The organism is Pseudoalteromonas sp. APC 3355 (genome assembly GCF_030407615.1).
Taxonomy (GTDB): domain Bacteria; phylum Pseudomonadota; class Gammaproteobacteria; order Enterobacterales; family Alteromonadaceae; genus Pseudoalteromonas; species Pseudoalteromonas distincta.
The window spans coordinates 174662-195898 of sequence record NZ_JASDDB010000001.1 but is presented as its reverse complement, the minus strand read 5'-3'; the positions used below and the strand labels follow the sequence as shown (position 1 = coordinate 195898).

The 21237-nt window shown below is 38.5% G+C and carries 12 protein-coding genes; all 12 read right to left on the bottom strand.

What is annotated here, in order from left to right; all coding sequences use genetic code 11:
• Position 1 precedes the first annotated feature (1 nt).
• A complete protein-coding gene (locus tag QMA08_RS00815) occupies positions 2–1915 on the bottom strand; it encodes an ABC transporter ATP-binding protein (RefSeq protein ID WP_002961781.1) in 1914 nt (637 codons plus the stop codon).
• Positions 1916–1930: 15 nt separating this feature from the next.
• Positions 1931–2170: a glutaredoxin family protein gene (locus tag QMA08_RS00810; RefSeq protein ID WP_002961779.1), complete on the bottom strand. Its 240-nt coding sequence runs from the start codon at positions 2168–2170 to the stop codon at positions 1931–1933.
• Positions 2163–4280: a bifunctional 23S rRNA (guanine(2069)-N(7))-methyltransferase RlmK/23S rRNA (guanine(2445)-N(2))-methyltransferase RlmL gene (gene rlmKL / locus QMA08_RS00805; RefSeq protein ID WP_138489126.1), complete on the bottom strand. Its 2118-nt coding sequence runs from the start codon at positions 4278–4280 to the stop codon at positions 2163–2165. The genes QMA08_RS00810 and rlmKL overlap by 8 nt, the downstream gene beginning before the upstream one ends.
• A gap of 92 nt (positions 4281–4372) precedes the next feature.
• Positions 4373–4903, bottom strand: coding sequence for a cell division protein ZapC (locus tag QMA08_RS00800; RefSeq protein ID WP_182674343.1), 531 nt, complete (start codon positions 4901–4903; stop codon positions 4373–4375).
• 117 nt (positions 4904–5020) lie between these two features.
• A complete protein-coding gene (pyrD, locus tag QMA08_RS00795; protein WP_002961897.1) occupies positions 5021–6031 on the bottom strand; it encodes a quinone-dependent dihydroorotate dehydrogenase in 1011 nt (336 codons plus the stop codon).
• 120 nt (positions 6032–6151) lie between these two features.
• Positions 6152–10993 (bottom strand): NAD-glutamate dehydrogenase, encoded by a 4842-nt coding sequence (locus QMA08_RS00790; protein WP_290173349.1) that lies wholly within the window; start codon positions 10991–10993, stop codon positions 6152–6154.
• Positions 10994–11201: 208 nt separating this feature from the next.
• Positions 11202–13523 (bottom strand): MMPL family transporter, encoded by a 2322-nt coding sequence (locus tag QMA08_RS00785; RefSeq protein ID WP_278382664.1) that lies wholly within the window; start codon positions 13521–13523, stop codon positions 11202–11204.
• A complete protein-coding gene (locus QMA08_RS00780; RefSeq protein WP_182674347.1) occupies positions 13523–14518 on the bottom strand; it encodes a YCF48-related protein in 996 nt (331 codons plus the stop codon). Before QMA08_RS00780 ends, QMA08_RS00785 begins: the two co-directional genes overlap by 1 nt.
• Positions 14519–14644: 126 nt before the next feature.
• The gene (locus QMA08_RS00775) at positions 14645–16009 is read right to left on the bottom strand and encodes a DUF1329 domain-containing protein (RefSeq protein ID WP_165721954.1); all 1365 of its coding nucleotides are present in this window, start codon (positions 16007–16009) and stop codon (positions 14645–14647) included.
• A 13-nt stretch (positions 16010–16022) separates the two neighbouring features.
• Positions 16023–18122, bottom strand: coding sequence for a DUF1302 domain-containing protein (locus QMA08_RS00770; protein WP_182671585.1), 2100 nt, complete (start codon positions 18120–18122; stop codon positions 16023–16025).
• Positions 18123–18374: 252 nt separating this feature from the next.
• Positions 18375–18596, bottom strand: a complete 222-nt coding sequence (locus QMA08_RS00765; RefSeq protein WP_010552655.1) for a DUF2835 family protein — start codon at positions 18594–18596, stop codon at positions 18375–18377.
• A complete protein-coding gene (gene pepN, locus QMA08_RS00760) occupies positions 18597–21191 on the bottom strand; it encodes an aminopeptidase N (protein ID WP_193226511.1) in 2595 nt (864 codons plus the stop codon). It abuts the gene before it with no gap.
• Positions 21192–21237: the final 46 nt, after the last annotated feature.

Genomic DNA, 21237 nt, shown 5'->3' with positions numbered 1-21237 from the left:
ACTACTGATTCTGTAATTCTTCAAGTTCTTCCCAGCGCTCAAGGGCAGCTTCAAGGTCAGACTCAAGTTGTGCTAAATGGTTCAATGCTTTAGTTGTTACATCACTCTCTTGTTTAAAAAAGTTTGCGTCACTCACTACAGCTTGTTGAGCTTCAATTTCAGCTTCTAGTTTTTCCATTTTATTCGGTAGTTGCTCTAATTCAAGTTTTAATTTGTAAGAGAGTTTATTTGTCTTAGCTGCTGGTTTTGCAGCTGGAGCGGCTACTTTTTCAACTTTTTTTACTGGTTGTTGCTGAATTTTTTTTTCTTGTTCAGCTAAGTAACCAACATAAGCTTCATAGTCGCTATAACCACCGACGATATCTGTTACTTTACCATTGCCTTCAAATGCCCATACACTAGAACATGTATTATCAATAAATTCTCGGTCATGGCTTACAATCAGCACTGTACCTTGATATTGATTAATAATGTCCTCTAGTAACTCTAACGTTTCAATGTCCAAGTCATTCGTTGGCTCATCAAGAACAAGTATATTAGATGGTTTTAAAAACAGTTTAGCTAATAGCAGTCTATTTTTTTCACCACCAGAGAGTGCTTTAACCGGGGTTCGAGCGCGTGCTGGAGGGAATAAAAAGTCTTGCAGGTAACCTAAAACATGGCGTGAACGACCGCCCATCATCACTTCTTGTTTACCTTCGGCAACGTTATCTTGAACAGTTGCTTCTTCGTCAAGTTTTTCACGGTATTGGTCAAAGTAAGCAAACTCTAAATTAACACCTTGCTTAGTAATACCACTATCTGGTTCTAAATCACCAAACATTAGTTTTAATAGTGTTGTTTTACCAATACCATTTGGGCCTACTAAGCCAATTCTGTCGCCACGCATTACAAGTGTCGAAAAATCATCAGCAATAACTTTGTCTTTAAATGCATGGCAAAGGTTCTTAGCTTCAAATACCAACTTACCTGAGCGATCAGCTGTTTCAATATTAAAGTCAGTTTTTCCAACTTGATCAACACGTTGCTTGCGCTCATTACGTAGCTGTTTTAGCTCTCGAACACGCCCTTCGTTACGCGTTCTTCGCGCTTTAACACCTTGGCGAATCCACGTTTCTTCTTCAGCTAAACGCTTATCAAACAATGCATTTTGCGCTTCTTCTACTTTTAAATCATGCGCTTTTTGCTCTAGATAAGTCGCGTAATCACCTGGGTACGAAATAAGTTTACCGCGATCTAAATCTAAAATACGCGTAGCGACAGCGCGAATAAACGCACGGTCATGCGATATAAATACAATGCCGCCTTTGAATTCTTTTAAAAACTGTTCGAGCCACATTACACTTGCCATATCTAAATGGTTTGTTGGCTCATCTAGTAATAATAAGTCAGGCTCACTTACAAGTGCACGCGCAAGTGCTACTTTACGTAACCAGCCACCAGAAAGAGACTCAAGTTTAGCCTCTGGTGTTAATTCTAACTGTGTCAAAACTAATTGAATTCGGCTATCAAAGCGCCAACCATCAGCGGCTTCAAGTTGGTTTGATAAACGTTCAAGTTTATTTAATAACTTATCAGTACATTGTGTTTGCAGTTCGTTGCTAACATGATGAAAATCAATGAGTAGGTTAGCAATTTCCGGCATACCCTGCGCAACGTAATCAAATACAGTTCCGCTTGCACCTTTTGGTGGATCTTGCTCTAAACGAGAAATTCGAATGCCACCAAGCTGATTTATCTCACCGTCATCTAAAACAACTTGTCCATCTAGCACTTTTAATAACGTTGACTTACCCGCGCCATTTCGACCAACTACACACACTCTTTCGCCACTTTCTATAACGGCGTCTGCTTTGTTAAGCAAAGCATGTGTACCAAAAGCAAGTTGTGCTTTTAAAATTCTTATTAAATCCATAGTTCTTATTTGCTCTTATTCTGCTTGTGCTAAAAATTCGCGCACAGAGTGTAAAGTAAAAGGCCAATATAATTTCTCGCCTTTTTCACTTTTTAATACAGGAATAGTAATTTGATACTCAGCAATAAGCTGCTCATCAGTCATAATATCGATTAGTAATAACTCACTGTTGTCATTTAGTACATCAGTGATAAGTTGCTCAGCCTGTTCGCACAAGTGGCAACCATCAGTATGATATAAAATCCATTTAGCCATGCGTAATTAGCCAGCTATTATGGATTTTTTTATTACGTTTGAAGTCTGGTGATAGCGTTTTATCTGAGATATTAACGGCTTTTAAACCTAAACCAATCAGGCCAACTTCATCCATTACAAAACCACGTTTGTTATTAGAGAAAATCAAAGTACCTGATGGACTTAAGATCTTTTTAACCCACGTTAATAATTTAATGTGATCACTTTGCACATCAAACGCGTCTTTCATACGTTTTGAGTTTGAGAACGTTGGAGGGTCTAAAAATATCAAATCATATTGTGCTGTCGCATGCTCTAACCACTTTAAACAATCTGCTTGTTCAAAACGGTAACGTGTATTACTGATATTGTTTAAATCGAAGTTATCTTGGCCCCATTTTAAATAGGTTTTAGATAAATCAACTGTTGTAATTGCTTTAGCGCCACCAAGTGCAGCATGCACAGAGGCAGTACCTGTGTATGCAAACAAGTTTAAAAAGCGCTTATCTTTCGCATTTTCTTGAATATAACGACGCATTAAACGGTGATCTAAAAACAAACCTGTGTCTAAGTAGTCAAATAAATTAACTTTAAACTTAGCACCAAACTCTTCAACTACCATAGTTCGGTTTTGTTTAGACATGGCCGTATACTGCTCTTCGCCCTTTTGCTTTTTACGCACTTTTACAGCAATATTTTCAGGTGAGATATCAAGTTGTTGCGAAGTCAATGTTATTACGTCTTGCAGGCGTTTTTCTGATGTTTTTTCATCAATTTCTTTAGGCGCTGCATATTCAAAAATAACCGCAGAATCACCGTAAATATCTACAGCAACATTGTACTCAGGGATATCCGCTTCATAAACACGATAAGCGTCTACTTTATTTTGTTTAAGCCAGTTTTTTAAGCCTTGCTTATTCTTTTTCAATCTATTTGCGAATGACGTAGAACCTTCAAAATTAAGCGCTTTTTTATCATCGGTGGTCAAACTTACTTGCTTATCATCTAATTGATATAAGTTAAGTTCAACATCAAGTGGGCCATTTTTAAACTTATAACGCTTAAGGCGCACAAGTTTTAAAAGTTTAAATAAGCTCTCGTCCATACCTAGTAAGGCAAGTTTCCAATGATTAAAGTGCTTTTTAAAGCCAACACCTAAATTACGGTGTAAATCAACAAGCTCAGCCATAGAACCAATACGTTCACCATAAGGTAAGTTTGAAATTACAACACCCGGTAATTTTGCAACAGCAGTAAGTTTAGTTGCATCACTTTGCTTAAACTTAATAACATCATCAAGCTCAGCACGTTTGGCATTATCAATCGCTTTATTTAAAACTTGTTCATCGTAATCGTGGCCAATTAACCACAATTTAGGATCGGTAATGTTAGCAAGTAACTCTTCTTTAAGTTCTTTAAACTTAGCGGCTCTAAAACTGGGTAAACGCTCAAAAGCAAAGCCTTCACGAAATAATCCCGGTGCTTCGTTTCGTGCCATGCCAGCCGCTTCGATTAAAATAGTACCCGCACCACAACATGGATCGAATAAAGGTTGTTTTACATTATCAAGCCAACCACTTCGTTTAATTAATGCAGCAGCTAAATGTTCTTTAATTGGTGCTTTACCTTGACCTTGACGGTAACCACGTTCAGACAAACGAGGGCCCGAATAGTCAATATACATAGAAACGCCGTAACGATTTAATCGCGCAACAACACGCACATTTGCATCTTGCTTATCAACGTTAGGACGCTGCTCGTATAAATCATTAAAGTAGTCGACAATCGCATCTTTTATTACAAGACCCGAAAATTGTGTGTTTTTTAATGAGTCATTGGTACCGTTGAAGTCGACAGCGAATGTTTGAGTTGGTCCAAACCACTCTTGCCAAGGTTGCGAGCGAGCAAAATTATACAGGCTATTCTTGTCATCTACGCCTTCTTTTTCTTCAATAAGCATAAGCACACGCGTTGCAAAACGACTTGATAAACAAACCTTTTGCGCCAGTAATGAGTCAGCCTCAAAACGAACAGAACCAACAGTTTGCTTAGACACAGTTGCGCCAAGTTCTGTTAGTTCATCAACCAATAAATTTTCGATTCCGATAGAAGTAAGTGCGATAAATTGCAAAGTAATAACCCTTAATAGCTAATTGCGCAGGATTATAACATAGGTTGGGCGACAAACACGCCATAAAGGCACGCTTAAAAACTTAAATTTGGTTAGGCGGTTTGACTTTGATATTGCTGATTTAGAATGGGGTGTACTCGATTATTCAAAATACGGATTACTTCAAATTGTGCTAAAGATAAATTTTCGTCTAATTTAAAGGTTTCGCTTAAATTTAAGCAAATAGATGCATCAGGGCAATGCTCTACAATTAAAAAATCGCCAGTCTGCGCTTTAGATATTAATTTAACTATTGCTTCTACACTTGGCTCTGTTCCAGTGTATTCTTCAAAAAACCAGCTTTTTGATAAAACGGGTTTTAAGTGATACTTAACAGCGGTTGCATTTAGCGATATTTGACAAATTTGAGCAGCAGTCCACAATTCAAACCCATCTAAATAGTTATAAACTTGTTCATAAAATGCAGCATCTTCTAAACTAAAACGTGGATTTTTAAAAACAGAATCGGTGAGTTGTCTTAACTTATAGGGCGTACATAATTGCATGTCGTCATTTAAATCAAGTAACAAACGATTTTTATTAGGACAAGTAATCCACTGCCATTGCTTTGATGCTTGTAACATTTACTCCTCCTTGGGTATGTTGAATAATTATTGCTCACAGCATAACCGCTTTTGACCACTTTTAAAATGCTTGCTTAGAACATTTATCGAACGATCAAAAGCTTAGATAACTGATCCTTATAAGCCGTTAACGATCGACTTTACCAATTGTGGACCTTTGTAGATGAACCCAGTATAAACTTGGACTAAATTTGCGCCTGCATCGAACTTTTCTTTTGCAGATTGCGCATCATCTATTCCGCCTACTCCGATGATTGGTAACTTACCTTGTGTTAAGCGTTTCAATTCACTCACTACCTCTGTAGAACGCATTCTAACTGGGTGACCTGATAAACCGCCGGCTTCTTCTGCATATTGCTGGCCCATAACTGCAGCTCGCTCAAGCGTGGTATTGGTGGCAATTACACCATCGATTTTATTATTTAAAAGTGATTCACTTACTTGCTCTATTTGTATTTGATCTAGATCCGGTGCAATTTTTACAAGCATAGGCACTTGTTTATTGTGCTTTGCAACTAAATCTAACTGTTCGTTTTTAAGACTTTGCAGTAAATCATCAAGTGCAGCGCCATATTGCAAATCACGCAAGCCAGGTGTATTTGGTGATGAAATATTTACCGTAATATATGAGGCATGTTCAAATACTTTACGCATACAATGAATATAGTCATCTTTACCTTGTTCATTTGGCGTATCTTTATTTTTACCAATATTAATACCGAGTATGCCACTGTATTTTGCTGCTTTTACATTTGCGACTAAGTTATCAACGCCTTTATTATTAAAACCCATGCGGTTAATAATAGCGTTTGATTCTGGCAACCTAAAAATACGAGGTTTATCATTACCCGCTTGAGCACGCGGCGTAATAGTGCCAACTTCAATAAAACCAAAGCCCATTTGGCTAAATGCATCAATACATTCCGCATTTTTATCAAGGCCAGCTGCTAGCCCTACAGGGTTTTTAAATTTCAGACCCAAAAAATCGACTGGCTTATCAGAAATATTTTGCGACCAAGCTAAATTTAAAGGTGTATTGGTAAAACGACGAAGATTATTAAGTGCAAACTCATGCGCCCACTCCGCATCACGGGTAAACATAAAACGGCGAGCTAAATCATAAAACATCAATATAATCCTCTTTTTAAATTTTAGACAAAAAAATACCTCAGACAAGGCTGAGGTATTGTATAACAATTTTAACAATCAGTTATTTATTTACTAAACAATTAACTGATTAAAGCTAAATTATTTTCCTGATGTATCACAATTGTGGCTTAACAACATAAGTTCACGAAGTGCAACCGAGAACTTAGCAAAGTCGTGGCTTTGTGATGTTTTAAACTCAGCCAGCATTTGTTTCCAGCGTTGAAGTAATAAATCTTGGCTATCCATCCACTCGTCTATTTGACTATCAACATCGCTCTCATCACCTTCAAAGCTATTTAATACAACTTCAGATAACGTACGTTGCTGCCAATCAAGCTCTTCTCGATAAGACGAGCGAGCAAGTGCTTGCCAATGATTCGCTACTGGTTGCTTAGTTATTTGCTCTAAGAACCAATGCAGACCCATTCTTGCACCTAGTTTAAAGTAAGTATTGGACACCATCGAAATACTCTTACCTGAACTATTCGCAACTTCTGCTAAATCCATCACAGAGAATAAGCTTGATAAAGAAACAATACGACTAGCTATATCTGTTGGAACGCCCGCGTCAATTAACTTATTGGCCTCAATTACAATACGATCATTTTCTTTTTCAATCATATACGTATTTAAGTTATCGCTTAAATCTTTAAAGGTTGGCGCAAAGAATTCAATTCCTTGCTCAATCGTTTGTGACTTATTACGATGACGTAAGAACCAACGCGTTGCTCGGCGCACAGTACGACGAAGTTGGTAAAGCATTTCAGTTTGAACTGCTGCTGGTATTTTATTATCAAGTGCACTAATAGAAGACCATGTTTCACGCATTTCAAATATTTCGCTAGCAATTGAGTAACACATTGCTATCTCAGCTTCATTAGCACCAGTTTCTTCATGCATACGTACCATGAAGTTTAAACCCATATCGTTAACGATACTGTTAGCAAGTTTAGTTGCAATAATTTCTTTACGAAGTGGGTGGTTGTTCATCGCATCGTTAAACTTCTCACGCAATGGACGTGGGAATGACTTAACAAGCAATTGGCGATAGTAAGGGTTTTCAGTAATTTCATCACTTACTAAAGACTCTTTTAATACCATTTTTGCGTAAGACACTAGCACTGAAAGCTCAGGACGAGTTAAGTCTTTACCTGCAGCGGCGCGTTCTGCCAATTCTTCATCACTTGGAATAAATTCGATAGCACGGTTTAACTTGCCTTCTTTTTCAAGCGCATGAATAAAGCGAATCTTTTCTTTGAGCGTTGAAGTTCCTTTAGACTGTGTAATTGAAATAGTATGTGTTTGACGGTAACAGTCTTTTAGTACTAATTCAGAAACTTCATCTGTCATTGAATAAAGTAGCTCATCACGTTGTTTACGTGTTAGGTCACCTTCAGCGACTAAGCCATTAAGTAAAATCTTAATGTTTACTTCGTTATCAGAACAGGCAACACCCCCTACGTTATCAATGAAGTCAGTATTAACGCGACCACCTTTAGCTGCAAATTCAACACGACCTAATTGCGTTGCACCTAAGTTACCGCCCTCACCTATTATTTTAGCGCCTAAATCTCTACCATTGATACGTAGTGCATCGTTTGCACGATCCCCTACATCGGCATCAGTTTCTTTAGAGTGTTTAATGTATGTACCAATACCGCCATTCCACAGTAAATCAAACTCCATCATTAATGAGGCTTTCATTAACTCATTTGGTGTCATACTAGCTTTTTTAGTGCCCAACATTTTTTTCATTTCTGGGCTAAGCGTAATTGATTTAGCTGCACGAGAGAACACACCGCCACCGGCAGAAATTAGCTCTTTATTGTAATCTTCCCAAGAAGAACGCGGCATATTAAATAAACGTTCGCGCTCAGGGTAAGATGTAGCAGCATCTGGATTAGGGTCAACAAAAATGTGCATATGGTTAAAGGCAACTTGTAGACGAATATGCTTAGATAACAGCATACCATTACCAAATACATCGCCTGCCATATCGCCAATTGCTACGACTGTAAAGTCGGTAGTTTGACAATCAATATCCATTTCACGGAAATGTCGTTTAACTGACTCCCATGCGCCTTTTGCTGTGATACCCATTTTCTTATGGTCATAACCAACCGAGCCACCTGATGCAAATGCATCACCTAGCCAGAAATTGTATTCGTTAGCAATGCCATTTGCGATATCAGAGAAAGTAGCGGTTCCTTTATCGGCTGCAACTACTAGGTAAGCATCATCTTCATCGTGACGAACAACATCGCGCGCTGGTACTATTTCACCACGCTCAATATTATCAGTAATATCTAAAAGACCACGGATAAAGATTTTATAACACTCTTGGCCTTCTTTGATAAACGCTTCACGCTCAGTCGGTAGTTGTTTACATACAAAGCCACCTTTAGAACCAACAGGTACGATTACCGTATTTTTAACTTGTTGTGCTTTAACTAAGCCAAGTACTTCAGTACGGAAGTCTTCACGACGGTCGGACCAACGCAGACCACCACGCGCTACTTTGCCGTAACGTAAATGCACACCTTCTACGCGCGGAGAATAAACAAAAATTTCAAACGCAGGTAAAGGAAGTGGTACATCAGGGATTAAGCTAGGTTGTATTTTAAACGACACATAAGACTTAAACTGTCCAGCATCGTCTTTTTGGAAATAGTTAGTACGCAGCGTCGCAACAATCATATCTACGTATAAACGTATAATACGGTCATCATCAAGGTTTGCTACATTTTCAAGCTCTAAATAAATTTGCGTGCTTAGCTTTTCAAGTGTTTTAGCACTTGCAGGGCTTTTAACTGAGAACTTTTTAGCAAACAAGTTAACAATTTGCGCTGCGATATTTGGATAATTTGCAAATGTACTTTCTATGTAGCTTTGTGAGAACGTTACACCTATTTGACGCATGTATTTAGCGTACGCACGTAAAATAGAGGCTTCGCGGCCTGTTAAGCCACCCATTAACACTAAACGGTTAAAACCATCGTTTTCAAGGCGGTTGCCCCAAACATTTGTTAATGCAGCACGAAAACGTGCTGAGATTTTATCAAAATCCGCCATCCCTTTGCTGTCAATAAGCATCGAGAAGTCCATGATCCAGTTGATACGACCATCGCTAGTTTTAACTGAATATGGTGTTTCACCAACAACGCGAAGGCCAAAGTTTTCAAGCATTGGCATGACATCAGATAAGTGAATCGGCTCATCTTTATGGAATAAGCTTAATCGTACAATATTGCTGTTTGCTTCTTCTTGAGGACGATAAAACAGCATTTCTAGTTTGTTTTCATCGCTAAGTAGTTCTAACTTTTCAATATCAACAACCGCAGCACTTGGAAGCACTTCATCTTTGTATGAGCGTGCAAACGCGTTACAGTATTTACGATTTAAATCGTTACCACGAGCTTCACCCGCAGACTCTAAAAGAGCAGATTGAAGTTTATCTTCCCACGTACGTGCAGCTTCTACTAAATTGTTTTCGATGTCTTTCACGTTATATTCGATCTTGTTGTCGGTCACACGAACGGTGTAATGAGTACGCGCCAGTGTTGACTCAGAGAAATAAGTAGTAAATTCGACTTTATCGTCAGAATTAAATGCATTAGCTAATATATCTTGCGTTTCACGACGAAGAGCCGTGTTATAACGCTCGCGAGGTACATAAACCATACAAGATAAAAAACGACCATACGCATCTTTACGTACAAACAAGCGACACATATCGCGCTCTTGTACTTGTAACACACCCATAGCAACTTCAAGTAGCTCACCTTCGCGCGCTTGAACTAGCTCATCACGTGGGTAGGTTTCTAAAATATTTAAAACAGCTTTGTAAGCGTGAGTACCTTTAGCAAAATCACACATTTCCATAATGCGATTAATTTTACTTTTTAACACAGGCACATCAGTAGCACTGTTATTGTAAAAGCTTGATGAGAATAAACCGATAAAACGGTCTTCACCAATTACATTGCCTTCATCATCAAAACGCTTAATGCCTACATAATCAATGTAAGCTGGACGATGAACACGAGAAACAGAGTTAGTTTTTGTTAAAATCAGTAGGTTGCTGCTACGAGCTTCTTGACGTGCAACTTCAGGTAATTCTGATAATAAGCGAGTGTGTTCTTCAGTTGAGTTTTTCATCAAGCCTAGGCTTGTATCCATTTTACCTTTTAGTTGGTAATCACCTTGAACTGGGCTTAACTCATATTCCCGGTAACCCATTAGGGTAAAATTATCTTTAGCTAACCAATCTAAAAACTCAGTTGTTTCTGAAACTTCATCTTTACTTTTATTATGATGACGTTTAGGTAACTCTTTAGTCACTGCAATTAATTTTTTACGGATTGGTTGCCAATCATCAACAGCAACTGATACATCAACAAGCACAGACTCTAATTCTTTTTTGAAAGACTCAATCACAGAAGAATCTGTTTGACGGTCAATTTCAATAAAAAATACTGTTTTAGTAGATGAAGATTCTTGCTCTGCTTTTAAATTTGATAATCCAGAAATTTTAGCGTTTTCATCACGCTTAATTTTTAATGGGCAGTGAAGTAATAAGTGAGAGGCGATATTTTCACGAGTCATGGCCATACGAACAGAATCAACTAAGAACGGCATATCTTTAGTGATAATTTCAACGATTGTATGTGATGACTGCCAGCCATCTTTTGCCACTTCTGGATTGAAAACGCGGATAACAGCGTCGTCAGTAGTATTTTTTTCTAGCGAGTTCCAAAGGCTTAATGCTGCGCCATATAGGTCACTATCGTTGCGGTTTGCCAAATCCTCTTTAGACATATTGCTGTACAAGGCTTTGGCGAATTTCTCAACGAGTAACACATTATCAGCGCGAACTTTTTTCTGGATCAGCTTACAGACATTATCTAGGATAACCGAGGCTTGGCCTTCATTTCGTGTCATTGTATGTTCCTTAATCTATTACTGCTAAAAGCAGAATATTTGTACAGCGTATTATTAGCGTGGAGTCAGTTAAATTCTAACCCTTTTACAGCTAATAAACAGCCTTTTCGATGAAAACATTTTAAGCATTTCAGCTATTTGGTCATCTATTCACAAAATATAGATATAAATGGCCATTACTGGCCATTTAGGAGCAAAAGTATTCACATTATTTTTTCTGGTCAGTCCAGAGGAGGCTGCCAATTGCGGGTAATAACAACACTGCACCTAACATATTCACTAAAAACATGAAGGTTAATAGTATACCCATATCAACTTGGAATTTAAGATCTGAGAATATCCAAGTGCTCACACCAATAGCTAATGTAATACCAGTAAATAGAACCGCGCTGCCACGCTCAACAAGCGCATTTCGATAAGCAACACTAAGCGGTACGTTTTGCTTAAGCTGCCCCATCATCGACGACAGTATATAAATACCGTAATCAACACCAATACCTACACCTAATGCAATTACAGGTAAAGTAGAAACAGTTAAGCCTATTTCCAGCTGTACCATAAGTGCTTGGGCAAGGGTTGATACAATATAAAGCGGTAATACCACGGCTATTGTTGCTTTTACGCTTCTAAAGCTCATTAAACATAAAATAATAACGGCACCATAAACGTAAAGCATCATGGGTATTTGTGCTTCTGATACAGACTCATTAGTCGCGGCCATTACGCCCACAGGTCCTGACGCTAATTTAAATGCCAATTTATCAGTGCCCTCTTCTTGGGCAAATTGCTTAACACTCTTAATTACGGTATCGATAGTTTGTGCTTTATGATCATCTAAGAATATAATCACAGGCATAACAGAACAATCACCGTTAAGTAAGCCTGTACTAGTTTCAACTCGAGACGTTGACTGTACTAAGCTCGCTGAATTTCTTGGCAAACTCTGCCATTTTAAATTGCCTTCGTTGTAGCCCGCGTTAACCGATTGAGCTACAGAGCTCAAACTTACAGCAGACTGCACACCGGCCACATTCTCAACTTTGTATTGAAAACGGCTTATACGCTCCATCACATCATGCTCAGTACATGCTGCAGGATACGCCTCTACAATTACTTTTAAAATATCAGACGAGATAGTGTACTTATCCGATATTAAAAACGTGTCTTGGTTGTAACGGGCATCTTGATGCAGAGATGGTGCGCCTGCGTGTAAGTCACCTATACGCATTTTATCTGCTTGCCAGTAGCCTAGAGCAAATAAAACAAGAGTAAAACCGATAATCATTTTAGCGATTTTAGGATCGGTTGCTTTTACTAAAATGTCTCTGATCTTATCAAGTATATTAGGCTTCTCAGCATCACCAGATTGAATATGTACACTGTTTTCAAAGTTCATGTACGACGCCCAAACTGGCAGCAAAATTAAATTTGTAAATATAATTACTGCCACACCTAAACTCGCTGTAATAGCAAGTTCGCGGATAATACCAATATCAATAGTAAGTAACGTTAAAAAGCCTACGGTGTCTGAAAGCAGTGCAATACCACCAGGTATTAATAAAGCCCTGAAACTTGACTGACAACAAATTCGCGTACTTTTTCCTTCACCTACTTTTTTGCCAATCGCATTGATCATCTGCACACCATGGCTTACACCAATAGCAAAGACTAAAAACGGCACCAAAATAGACATAGGGTCTAGTCCAAACCCTAAACTTGAAAGCAGGCCTAATTGCCAAATAACGGCAATAATAGAACACGCGATAGGCAAAATAGTTAGCTTTAAACTGCCACAAAATAGCCAAACCATAATAAAGGTAAAGGCGATAGCAATGGCAAAAAATACGACTACCCCTTTTGCGCCTTCAGCTATATCACCAGCCATTTTTGCAAAGCCAATAATATGAATACTTACTTTGTCTGTACTTAAAGGCTCTCTTAAATCACTTTCTAGCTTTTGTGCAAAAGCTAATGTGTCTAATTTTTGTTGTGTTTGAGGATCTGTTTCTAAAAGTTGAGCCGTTACCATTGCACACGAGTAATCGCTGGCAATCATACGCCCTACAACTTTTGCTTTTTCAATGTTTTCCTTTACTACACCTAATCCACGCGTATCTGCTTTAAAGTTTGCAGGAATAATTGGACCACCGGCAAAGCCATCCTCTACTACTTCTACAAAGCGAGCACTAGGTGAAAATATAGAATTCACTAAAGGACGATTTACACCAGGAATAAAATAAAGCTGATCGTGAACCGCTTTTAATTGAGTAAAAAATTCTGGATTAAATATATCTCCGCTGTCGTCACATACTGAAATTAAAATACTGTTTGCACCACCAAACTGTTTTTCATGTTTAGTGTATACCTTCATGTAATCGTGATTTAACGGGATATTTTTATTAAACGATGCATCAAGTTGAATTTGAGTCGCTTTAAATACAAGTAAACAGGTTATAAGTGCAAAACTTATAAGCATAATTAAGCGATGTCTAAAAATCGCCTTTTCAATAAAATCGAGTAACTTATGCATTAAGGGGTTAACTCCTTCACTTTAATGCCATCTTCTGTAGCCATGATCAATCTGTTATCTAAAATTACACCATCAAGAATCGCTTTACCGTCAGCAAGCTGCTCATGGGTGAGTAACCCATCTTGAAGATGAAAAATAACGCCACTATTAGCGAGCATGAGCCATTGTTTGTTATTATAATTAATGATGTTGTTAATCGTCGCTGTTTTAACATTTTCAAAATGCTGCCACTGCTTTTCGCCACTTTGCTTTGCAAAAACATTACCTCGTAGCCCCGCCACAATTTCTTGAGTGCTATCAGAGGCAACTGCAAAGAATGAACCGGGATAAACTTCTTCTATTCTTTGCCAAGTTTGACCATCGTCAATGCTTCTGGCCATTAAACCCATTTCACCAACGAGCATTAATCCATTGTCTGTTTTTTCTATACGATTAAAGTGCGGTAAAATAGAAGCAGTTTCCGCTTCGTATCCTTGTGGGTCATTTTCTTTTAAATCGTTTAAGTAATCACGATCATCACTAAAAAGTAGCGAATCTAAAAAGCGTTTTTGCCAATGTTGACCACCGTCTGTAGTTTGATAAAACATGCCATATGCGCCCACTGCAAAACCTTTTAAGTCATCTTCAAATAAAATATCTAAACATGGCTTGTCTAATTCAGGTAATGCTTGTTGTAGCTGCCAATTAACGCCACCGTCAGTAGTATTTATGATTGTTGCATCGTGGCCACACGCCCATCCATTATTTTCGTTACTAAAATCAACGGCAGTTAAGAGCACTTGAGTTGGAACTAGCTCAGCTTGTTGCCATGAATCACCCGATGTACTTTTAATAACAGTACCGTGTTTACCAACAGCAATTAAGCCATTACCCGTGTTAGTTATATCGGTGAGTAAGGTTTTAGCTGCATTTGTTGCACTGATTGCATAGTTAGGGGCTTCTTGTGCAACACTCGCACCGCTTATTATCAGGCTGGCATATACCAAATACTTCATAAATTTTAATCGCCTTGTACGAGAGAGTTGTTTGTCTTTTTACTAGGGAGTGCGTTGCGCGCTGTAAGACAAACGCGATGAGAAAGGAAAAGGCACTTAACATATTGTTAAGTGCCTAGTTTAATACTATCTACCTGCGCGACGTAAAGCGCTTGAAGTAAATTCGTTATCGTTAAACGACTGTGAAAAATCGTACATTTTTTCTTGGTTATCTAAACCAATTGCTAAATAACGACGAGAATTCAAATCATGATAAACCTCAAGCGTACTCCACTGTGTAGGAACTTCGTAATAGTTAAGGCCATAAGCCATGGCTACACGGTAAAGTTGGTCGCGGTTATCATAAATATCAGTTACCTGTACTTGCCAGCTATCTTCATCAATGTAAAACACACGCTTTTTATAGATATGGCGTGTATCATCTTTTAAGTTAGCTTCAACAACCCAAACACGATGTTTTTCGTAACGTGTATGTTCTGGGTTAATATGGCCAGGCATTAAAATATCATCGTACTCTAGCTTGTCGCTATGAAGTTTATAGCTGTTGTAAGGTATATATAACTCTTGCTTACCTTTCAGCGTCCAGTTGTAACGATTTGGTGAGCCATTAAACATATCAAAATCATCGGTAGTGCGCAGGCTATCTGCAGCTGTGCCTGGTGCATCATATGCAACATTAGGTGCACGACGAACACGACGTTGTCCCGAGTTATAAGTCCATGCTTGGCGCGGCGTTAATATTTGGTCCATTGTTTCATGAACTAATAATGCAGTACCCGCTAAACGTGCAGGCTCTGTAACGCTTTGTTTAAACTTAAACAAAATATTTGAGTCTTGTAGCTCTGCTGGTGTAGCGCTTGGGTCTGAGTATTTAACTAATAGCTGCTCATCAAAACCAACATAGTTGTAAGAACCAGATGCAGTCGGTGCAGCTTGACCACCAAAACGCTCAATAGACTGGCCACGGTAACGTAATAAGTGATTCCAAATTGCCTCTAAACCTGTTTTAGGGATAGGGAAAGGAATACCTATCGCGGTATTTTTAATACCGTTACCGCCTTCGATTAATTCAGCAGTTGGTGCAAACTTTTTAGTCGCGTCATAAACAAACTGAGGGTACGAAGCTGAGCGGCGTGTTTCATACACTGGCATTTTAAATGTATCTGGGTATGCTTCAAATAAAGCAATTTGACCCGGACTTAAATTGGCTTTGTACTTTTCAATATTACTTTTATCGATAGTGAAAAGCACTTTATCAGCTGTAAATGGGTCGAGGTGATGCATACCAGCTTCATAACCTGCAGGCGCTGTTGTAATTCCGTTATTCCACGCTGGAATAGAACCATCAGCATTCGCAGCTTTTTCTGCACCCATTGGCGTTAAGTTTTGACCTAATTGAGCAACTTCATCAGCGTTTAATTTAGCCAAGGCTGCGCTGCTTGCAAACAAACTACAAAATGCTGTAGCGATGAGGGTAGGTTTTTTAATCATAGTAATGTTACCCCTAAATAGAATATTTTAAGTTAAAAGAAACGTAATCGCGGTCTGAGAATGTATTAACACCGCCACCGCCCCAAAACGAGTTATAGCTCACATCAAGTGACCACGCATTTTGGTAGTTAAAGTTCATCGTAGCACCTAAAGATTTACGATCTTCAATAAATAAGAACATAGGATCTGGTGTATTACCGTTTACGTCATGAGAAAATACAAAACGTGGTGAAAAGTTAATACCTTTGTAAAAGTTGAAGTAATCGCCTTTAGCAATTAGGCGGTAACCCCAAGACGATGCTGTAGCGAATGATTTTTCTTCAGCGCCATTTGAAAGACCAAGTTGCAATGTTGAATAATCAGTAGTACCTGGGCCTGTTATTGTGCCACTACGGCCAGTACCGGATACATTTAAACGCATTTCGTCATAGTCAGGCATATCATGAATTTTAACTGCACCCACTTCACCAACTACAGCCCAGCTATCAGCACCTAATGAAGGACCAAATAAATGTGTTGCTGTAAATTGAATTTGTGATGTATCGCGTTCAATGTAGCCTTTGGCAACTTCACCTGCACCAACTGAGCTTACCGCATCGCCTATACTCATTTGCGAAATACCCGCAAAATCAGGACGAATACCAGCAACCGCTAATTGTTCAGGCATAGCTGTGTAAAGTAACTCTACGTCATCAATTTGTAGCGGTTCATCTTGGCGAAAAGCAAATTCACCCGCGAAGGCTGTTTCGCCGATAGTCGTATTAAAACTTAAACCATATAACTTAATATCTTCAGGGTACTCGTTTTCAGCTTTAGAAAAAGCAGTTAAATCAGCAACATTATCTGACGTGATTTCTGTTGTCATGATCATCGCTAAATCTTGGGCAATTGCAGCTTGTGAAAAGTTTGATACGCGACCAGATATAAGCGGACGACGGCTATGGTAATTCACATGATAGAGTGCAATCTCAGTATCATTAAATTCAGGTAAAAATACACCTAAACGTAAACCATACTGACCGCCATCTTCAGGCTCTGTTTTACCATTATCCCCTTTACCTTTTAAAGCAACTTTAGTTGGGTATGCAAGATACATTTGAGCTAATAAAGCACTTCCTTCTGCACTTGAAGGATCAATACCTTGTGCTGCTGCGGCTAATGCAAAATCAGATGTTAAGTTATTCAAGCTATCTGTTAAAAAAGCAACATCAATATCAGGATTAGACGTAAAACCTAATTGAACATTCTGCTGATAACCATTTTCTGCTGCAAAGTCATTAGTCGAAAAATACGTACCAGCTGCTGGTAAACGCGTTTCTTGCCATTGGTATTGGTAGAAACCTTCAAGGGTAATGTTGTCAGTAATGCCAAGCGATGCCCAAAGCATGCCTACAGGTATGAATGCTTCTTTAAGCTCAGCACCTGGCGCTTTCAATCGGTCAATATCAACTGGGTTTACGTTAATACCATGAGATATAAGTGTACTCTCACCCCAGTTAACTACTTGTTGACCTAAACGGACAGATAAAGGGTTATTACCATCATTTAAATCAAAATCAGCCCACACAAACGCATCTAATAAACGAATATCTGCACAACTTTGCGCTTTAGTGTCTTTATCATCACACGGATCAACCCCCTGCCCTGATGTTGGATTTGAATATGCATGATAGCCATCCATCAACGCAAAGTCATAAAAATACATGAAACGAGTGAACAAACCGTAGTTATCTTTATTTATTGAAAGGTCGTGTGTTCCCTTCAAAAGTTTTGAAAATGAGTCACCACTGTCAAAATTTAAATTACCAGCATCACCATTATTTGAATAAGAGCCAGGTTGAGCCCATACATCTTGAGATGAGTAAATAGTGTTGTTTAGCGCAGGGTTGTAACCTGTCCAATCAAATGCCGGATTGTTACTTTTACCAATTAGGCTAAAGTCTCTGTCTTCTACGCGAACACTTTGCCCATATGAAAAGGTTGAATCGAAGGTAATATCAAAACCTCCAGCTTCAAATGTTACAGCTTGTGTACTTGCTGCAGATAAACCTAAGCTAGCGGCTGCTATACCTATAGCGATTCTATTTTTAACAAAAAGCGATCTTCTTATCATTTTGGTTCCCCCCTGTCGCGGGTCATTTTGTGTGATCAAGTTATTGTTTTTAGTGTAATCATAACGATAGAAGCGAATCAGTGAAATTACAAATACTCGCTCTAATCTTCCGTATACTTTATATTTTGGTTGACGCTTACGTATTGGTAAGACGTCGTACCAGATAATTTATACACGTAATTTAACAATAGGACAAATTGAAATTAACAAAAATACAATATTTTTATGTATATATAACATAAAAACCGAGTGTCAGGCCACTCGCTCTAGGCGGATAAACTTGTTTTCGGGGGTTAATAAGAGTCTAAAACGGCCACGTACACCTAAACTTGAAATGAAGGGCCTCAAATGTGTAGCAGCAAAACGAATCGTTTTACCGCCATCTTCTACAACTTGTAAAGAGCTAAAACGGCCATGGTAGTAATCCATGCACTCGTTATAGCTCAATCTTAAGGTAAAATAATACTCAATCATTTATGCGAGCGCTTTTTCAACCTTTTCATACAAATCAGCACTTAGCCCATCTAGATTAGCTAAGCGTTGTAATTGCAGTTTCATTGCTTGAGAGCGAACATCATCGTAACGCTTCCATGACATGAACGGTGTTAGCATACGAGACGCATTTTGTGGATTAATTGCATTAAGTTTTATTAGTAAGTCACCTAATAACGTATAGCCTTGGGCATCTGAGCGATGAAATTGTGCTGTATTAAAGTGACTAAAGCTTCCTACAAGTGCACGTACACGGTTCGGGTTTGAAAAATCAAAACACGGATGTTCGTAAAGTGCCTTAATATTATCTATAGCTTTATTGCCTGACTGCATAGCTTGCAGTGCAAACCACTTATCCATCACTAAAACATCATGGCGCCATTGACTATCAAAATGATTCAAAAGCTCTTCTTGTATAGGGTGGGATGCTTTTACTACTGCGCTTAGTGCACCAAGTACATTGGTCATATTAGTCGAACTTGCGGCTTCTTTAATAAAGCTTACAGCCTCTGGCTTTTGAGTTTTAGCCAAATAATGCAAGCATATTTGTTTTAAAGCGCGCTTAGCAACGGAGCTTGCACTTATACTGCCATCATCTTCAAGAGATTCGTAACAAGCAAGCAGTTCATCAGCAAGTTCGTCAGCAATTTGTTGCTCAAACTTTTCTGTTATTTCAATAATCTCATCAACAGGTATTACTTCAAATTCAGCGGCTAATGTATCAAAACTTGGCAGTTTAAACAGCTCTGCAATTAAGGCTAAATCGCCCTCTTTGGTGTTAATAAGTACACGTAGCGCATTTATAGTTTCACTGCTTAACACGCTATTAGATGTGTCGGTAATCTGAGATTTAATCGCTTTAATAAATAGCTGCTGTTGTGCATCCCAACGTGAAAAATCACTGCGTGCAAAACGCATAATATGCAATAGTTCGGGCTCTGTTGTTTGCTGATTTAAAATGCAAGGTGCAGAAAAATCTTCTAGTAAAACCGCAACGGGCTTTTCTAAGATATTGTCAAAGCTAAATGTTTGAGTCGTACTTGTTACATCAAGCACATGATCTAGTTTTTTACCTTTGTATTGCAGAGCAATACTTTCCCCATTCGCATCAAGTAGTTCAATAGCAAAAGGTATATGAAGTGGTTTATTGTCTGGCTGATTGTCCGGTGCTGCTTGTTCTATTGTTAATGTATACGTATTTGAACTGCTATCAAAATGTTGTATTGCATTTAAGCGCGGGGTACCCGATTGACTATACCACAGCTTAAATTGCTCTAAATTTACACCTGATGCATCGCTCATTGCACTGACAAAGTCATCACATGTTACTGCTTGCCCATCGTGGCGCTCAAAGTAAAGTGTCATCCCTTTTTGAAAATTAGTTTCACCCAGTAACGTGTGCATCATACGGATAACTTCAGCACCTTTATCGTATACAGTTACAGTATAAAAGTTATTCATTTCAATAACTTTTTCAGGACGAATTGGATGCGCCATAGGGCCTGCATCTTCGCTAAACTGATGCGTACGCATTACTTTAACAGCATCAATTCGGTTAAGTGCACGAGAACCTAAATCACTACTAAACTCTTGGTCTCTAAATACGGTTAACCCTTCTTTTAGCGATAACTGAAACCAGTCTCTACAAGTAACTCGGTTACCTGTCCAGTTGTGAAAATATTCGTGCCCTACAATGGATTCAATCGTATGGTAGTCTTTGTCTGTCGCTGTTTCTTGATTGGCTAATACACATTTACTATTAAAAACGTTTAGCCCTTTATTTTCCATCGCGCCCATGTTGAAAAAATCGACGGCTACAATCATATAAATATCAAGGTCATACTCTAAATTAAAGCGTTCTTCATCCCATTGCATTGCTTTTTTAAGTGAAGCAATAGCATGAGGTGTTTTAGATAAATTACCCTTATCAACAAATAATGCTAACTCTACGTCTTTGCCGCTTTTAGTCGTGTACGTATCTTTTAAAACATCAAAATCGCCCGCTACAAGTGCAAATAAATAGCTCGGCTTTTTAAATGGGTCTTGCCATTTCACAAAATGACGACCATCTGATGTTTCACCGCTATCTACTTGATTACCATTAGAAAGAAGTTGTAGATACTTTTTATCGGCAATAATAGTTACATCAAACGTGGCAAGTACGTCAGGGCGATCCATGTAATAGGTGATTTTTCTAAATCCCTGCGCTTCGCACTGTGTGCAGTACGCACCGCCCGATAAATATAAACCTTCTAAAGAAGTATTCGTCTCAGGTGATATCTCGGTCACAATACTTAATTGGCAACTATCCGGTAGGTTATTAATTATTAGCTGCTCACCAACAATTTCATAATCCGTTATATCAACTGTATCAACAGATAAAGACAGTAAACGCAAATCAATACCATCAAGCACTAAAGGTGCTTTTTTATCACCAACTCGGGTAAGTGTTAGTAAAGAGCTTACTTTGGTTGATAAAGGCTGTAAGTCAAATGTTAGCTCTGTGTGGTCAATTAAAAAGTCAGGAGCTTTGTAGTCTTTAAGATATTGTGCTTGAGGTTTACTTGATTCAGTCATAGATACTCCAAAGCAGCTCCTTTTAAGTTAAAAGGAGCTGCTTAAA

Coding starts and splice junctions, on each gene's coding strand:
- QMA08_RS00810 (WP_002961779.1), bottom strand. CDS start 2,170: ATGGCTAAATGGATTTTATATCATACTGATGGTTGCCACTTGTGCGAA.
- pepN (WP_193226511.1), bottom strand. CDS start 21,191: ATGACTGAATCAAGTAAACCTCAAGCACAATATCTTAAAGACTACAAA.
- QMA08_RS00790 (WP_290173349.1), bottom strand. CDS start 10,993: ATGACACGAAATGAAGGCCAAGCCTCGGTTATCCTAGATAATGTCTGT.
- QMA08_RS00785 (WP_278382664.1), bottom strand. CDS start 13,523: ATGCATAAGTTACTCGATTTTATTGAAAAGGCGATTTTTAGACATCGC.
- pyrD (WP_002961897.1), bottom strand. CDS start 6,031: ATGTTTTATGATTTAGCTCGCCGTTTTATGTTTACCCGTGATGCGGAG.
- QMA08_RS00815 (WP_002961781.1), bottom strand. CDS start 1,915: ATGGATTTAATAAGAATTTTAAAAGCACAACTTGCTTTTGGTACACAT.
- QMA08_RS00765 (WP_010552655.1), bottom strand. CDS start 18,596: ATGATTGAGTATTATTTTACCTTAAGATTGAGCTATAACGAGTGCATG.
- QMA08_RS00775 (WP_165721954.1), bottom strand. CDS start 16,009: ATGATTAAAAAACCTACCCTCATCGCTACAGCATTTTGTAGTTTGTTT.
- QMA08_RS00770 (WP_182671585.1), bottom strand. CDS start 18,122: ATGATAAGAAGATCGCTTTTTGTTAAAAATAGAATCGCTATAGGTATA.
- QMA08_RS00780 (WP_182674347.1), bottom strand. CDS start 14,518: ATGAAGTATTTGGTATATGCCAGCCTGATAATAAGCGGTGCGAGTGTT.
- QMA08_RS00800 (WP_182674343.1), bottom strand. CDS start 4,903: ATGTTACAAGCATCAAAGCAATGGCAGTGGATTACTTGTCCTAATAAA.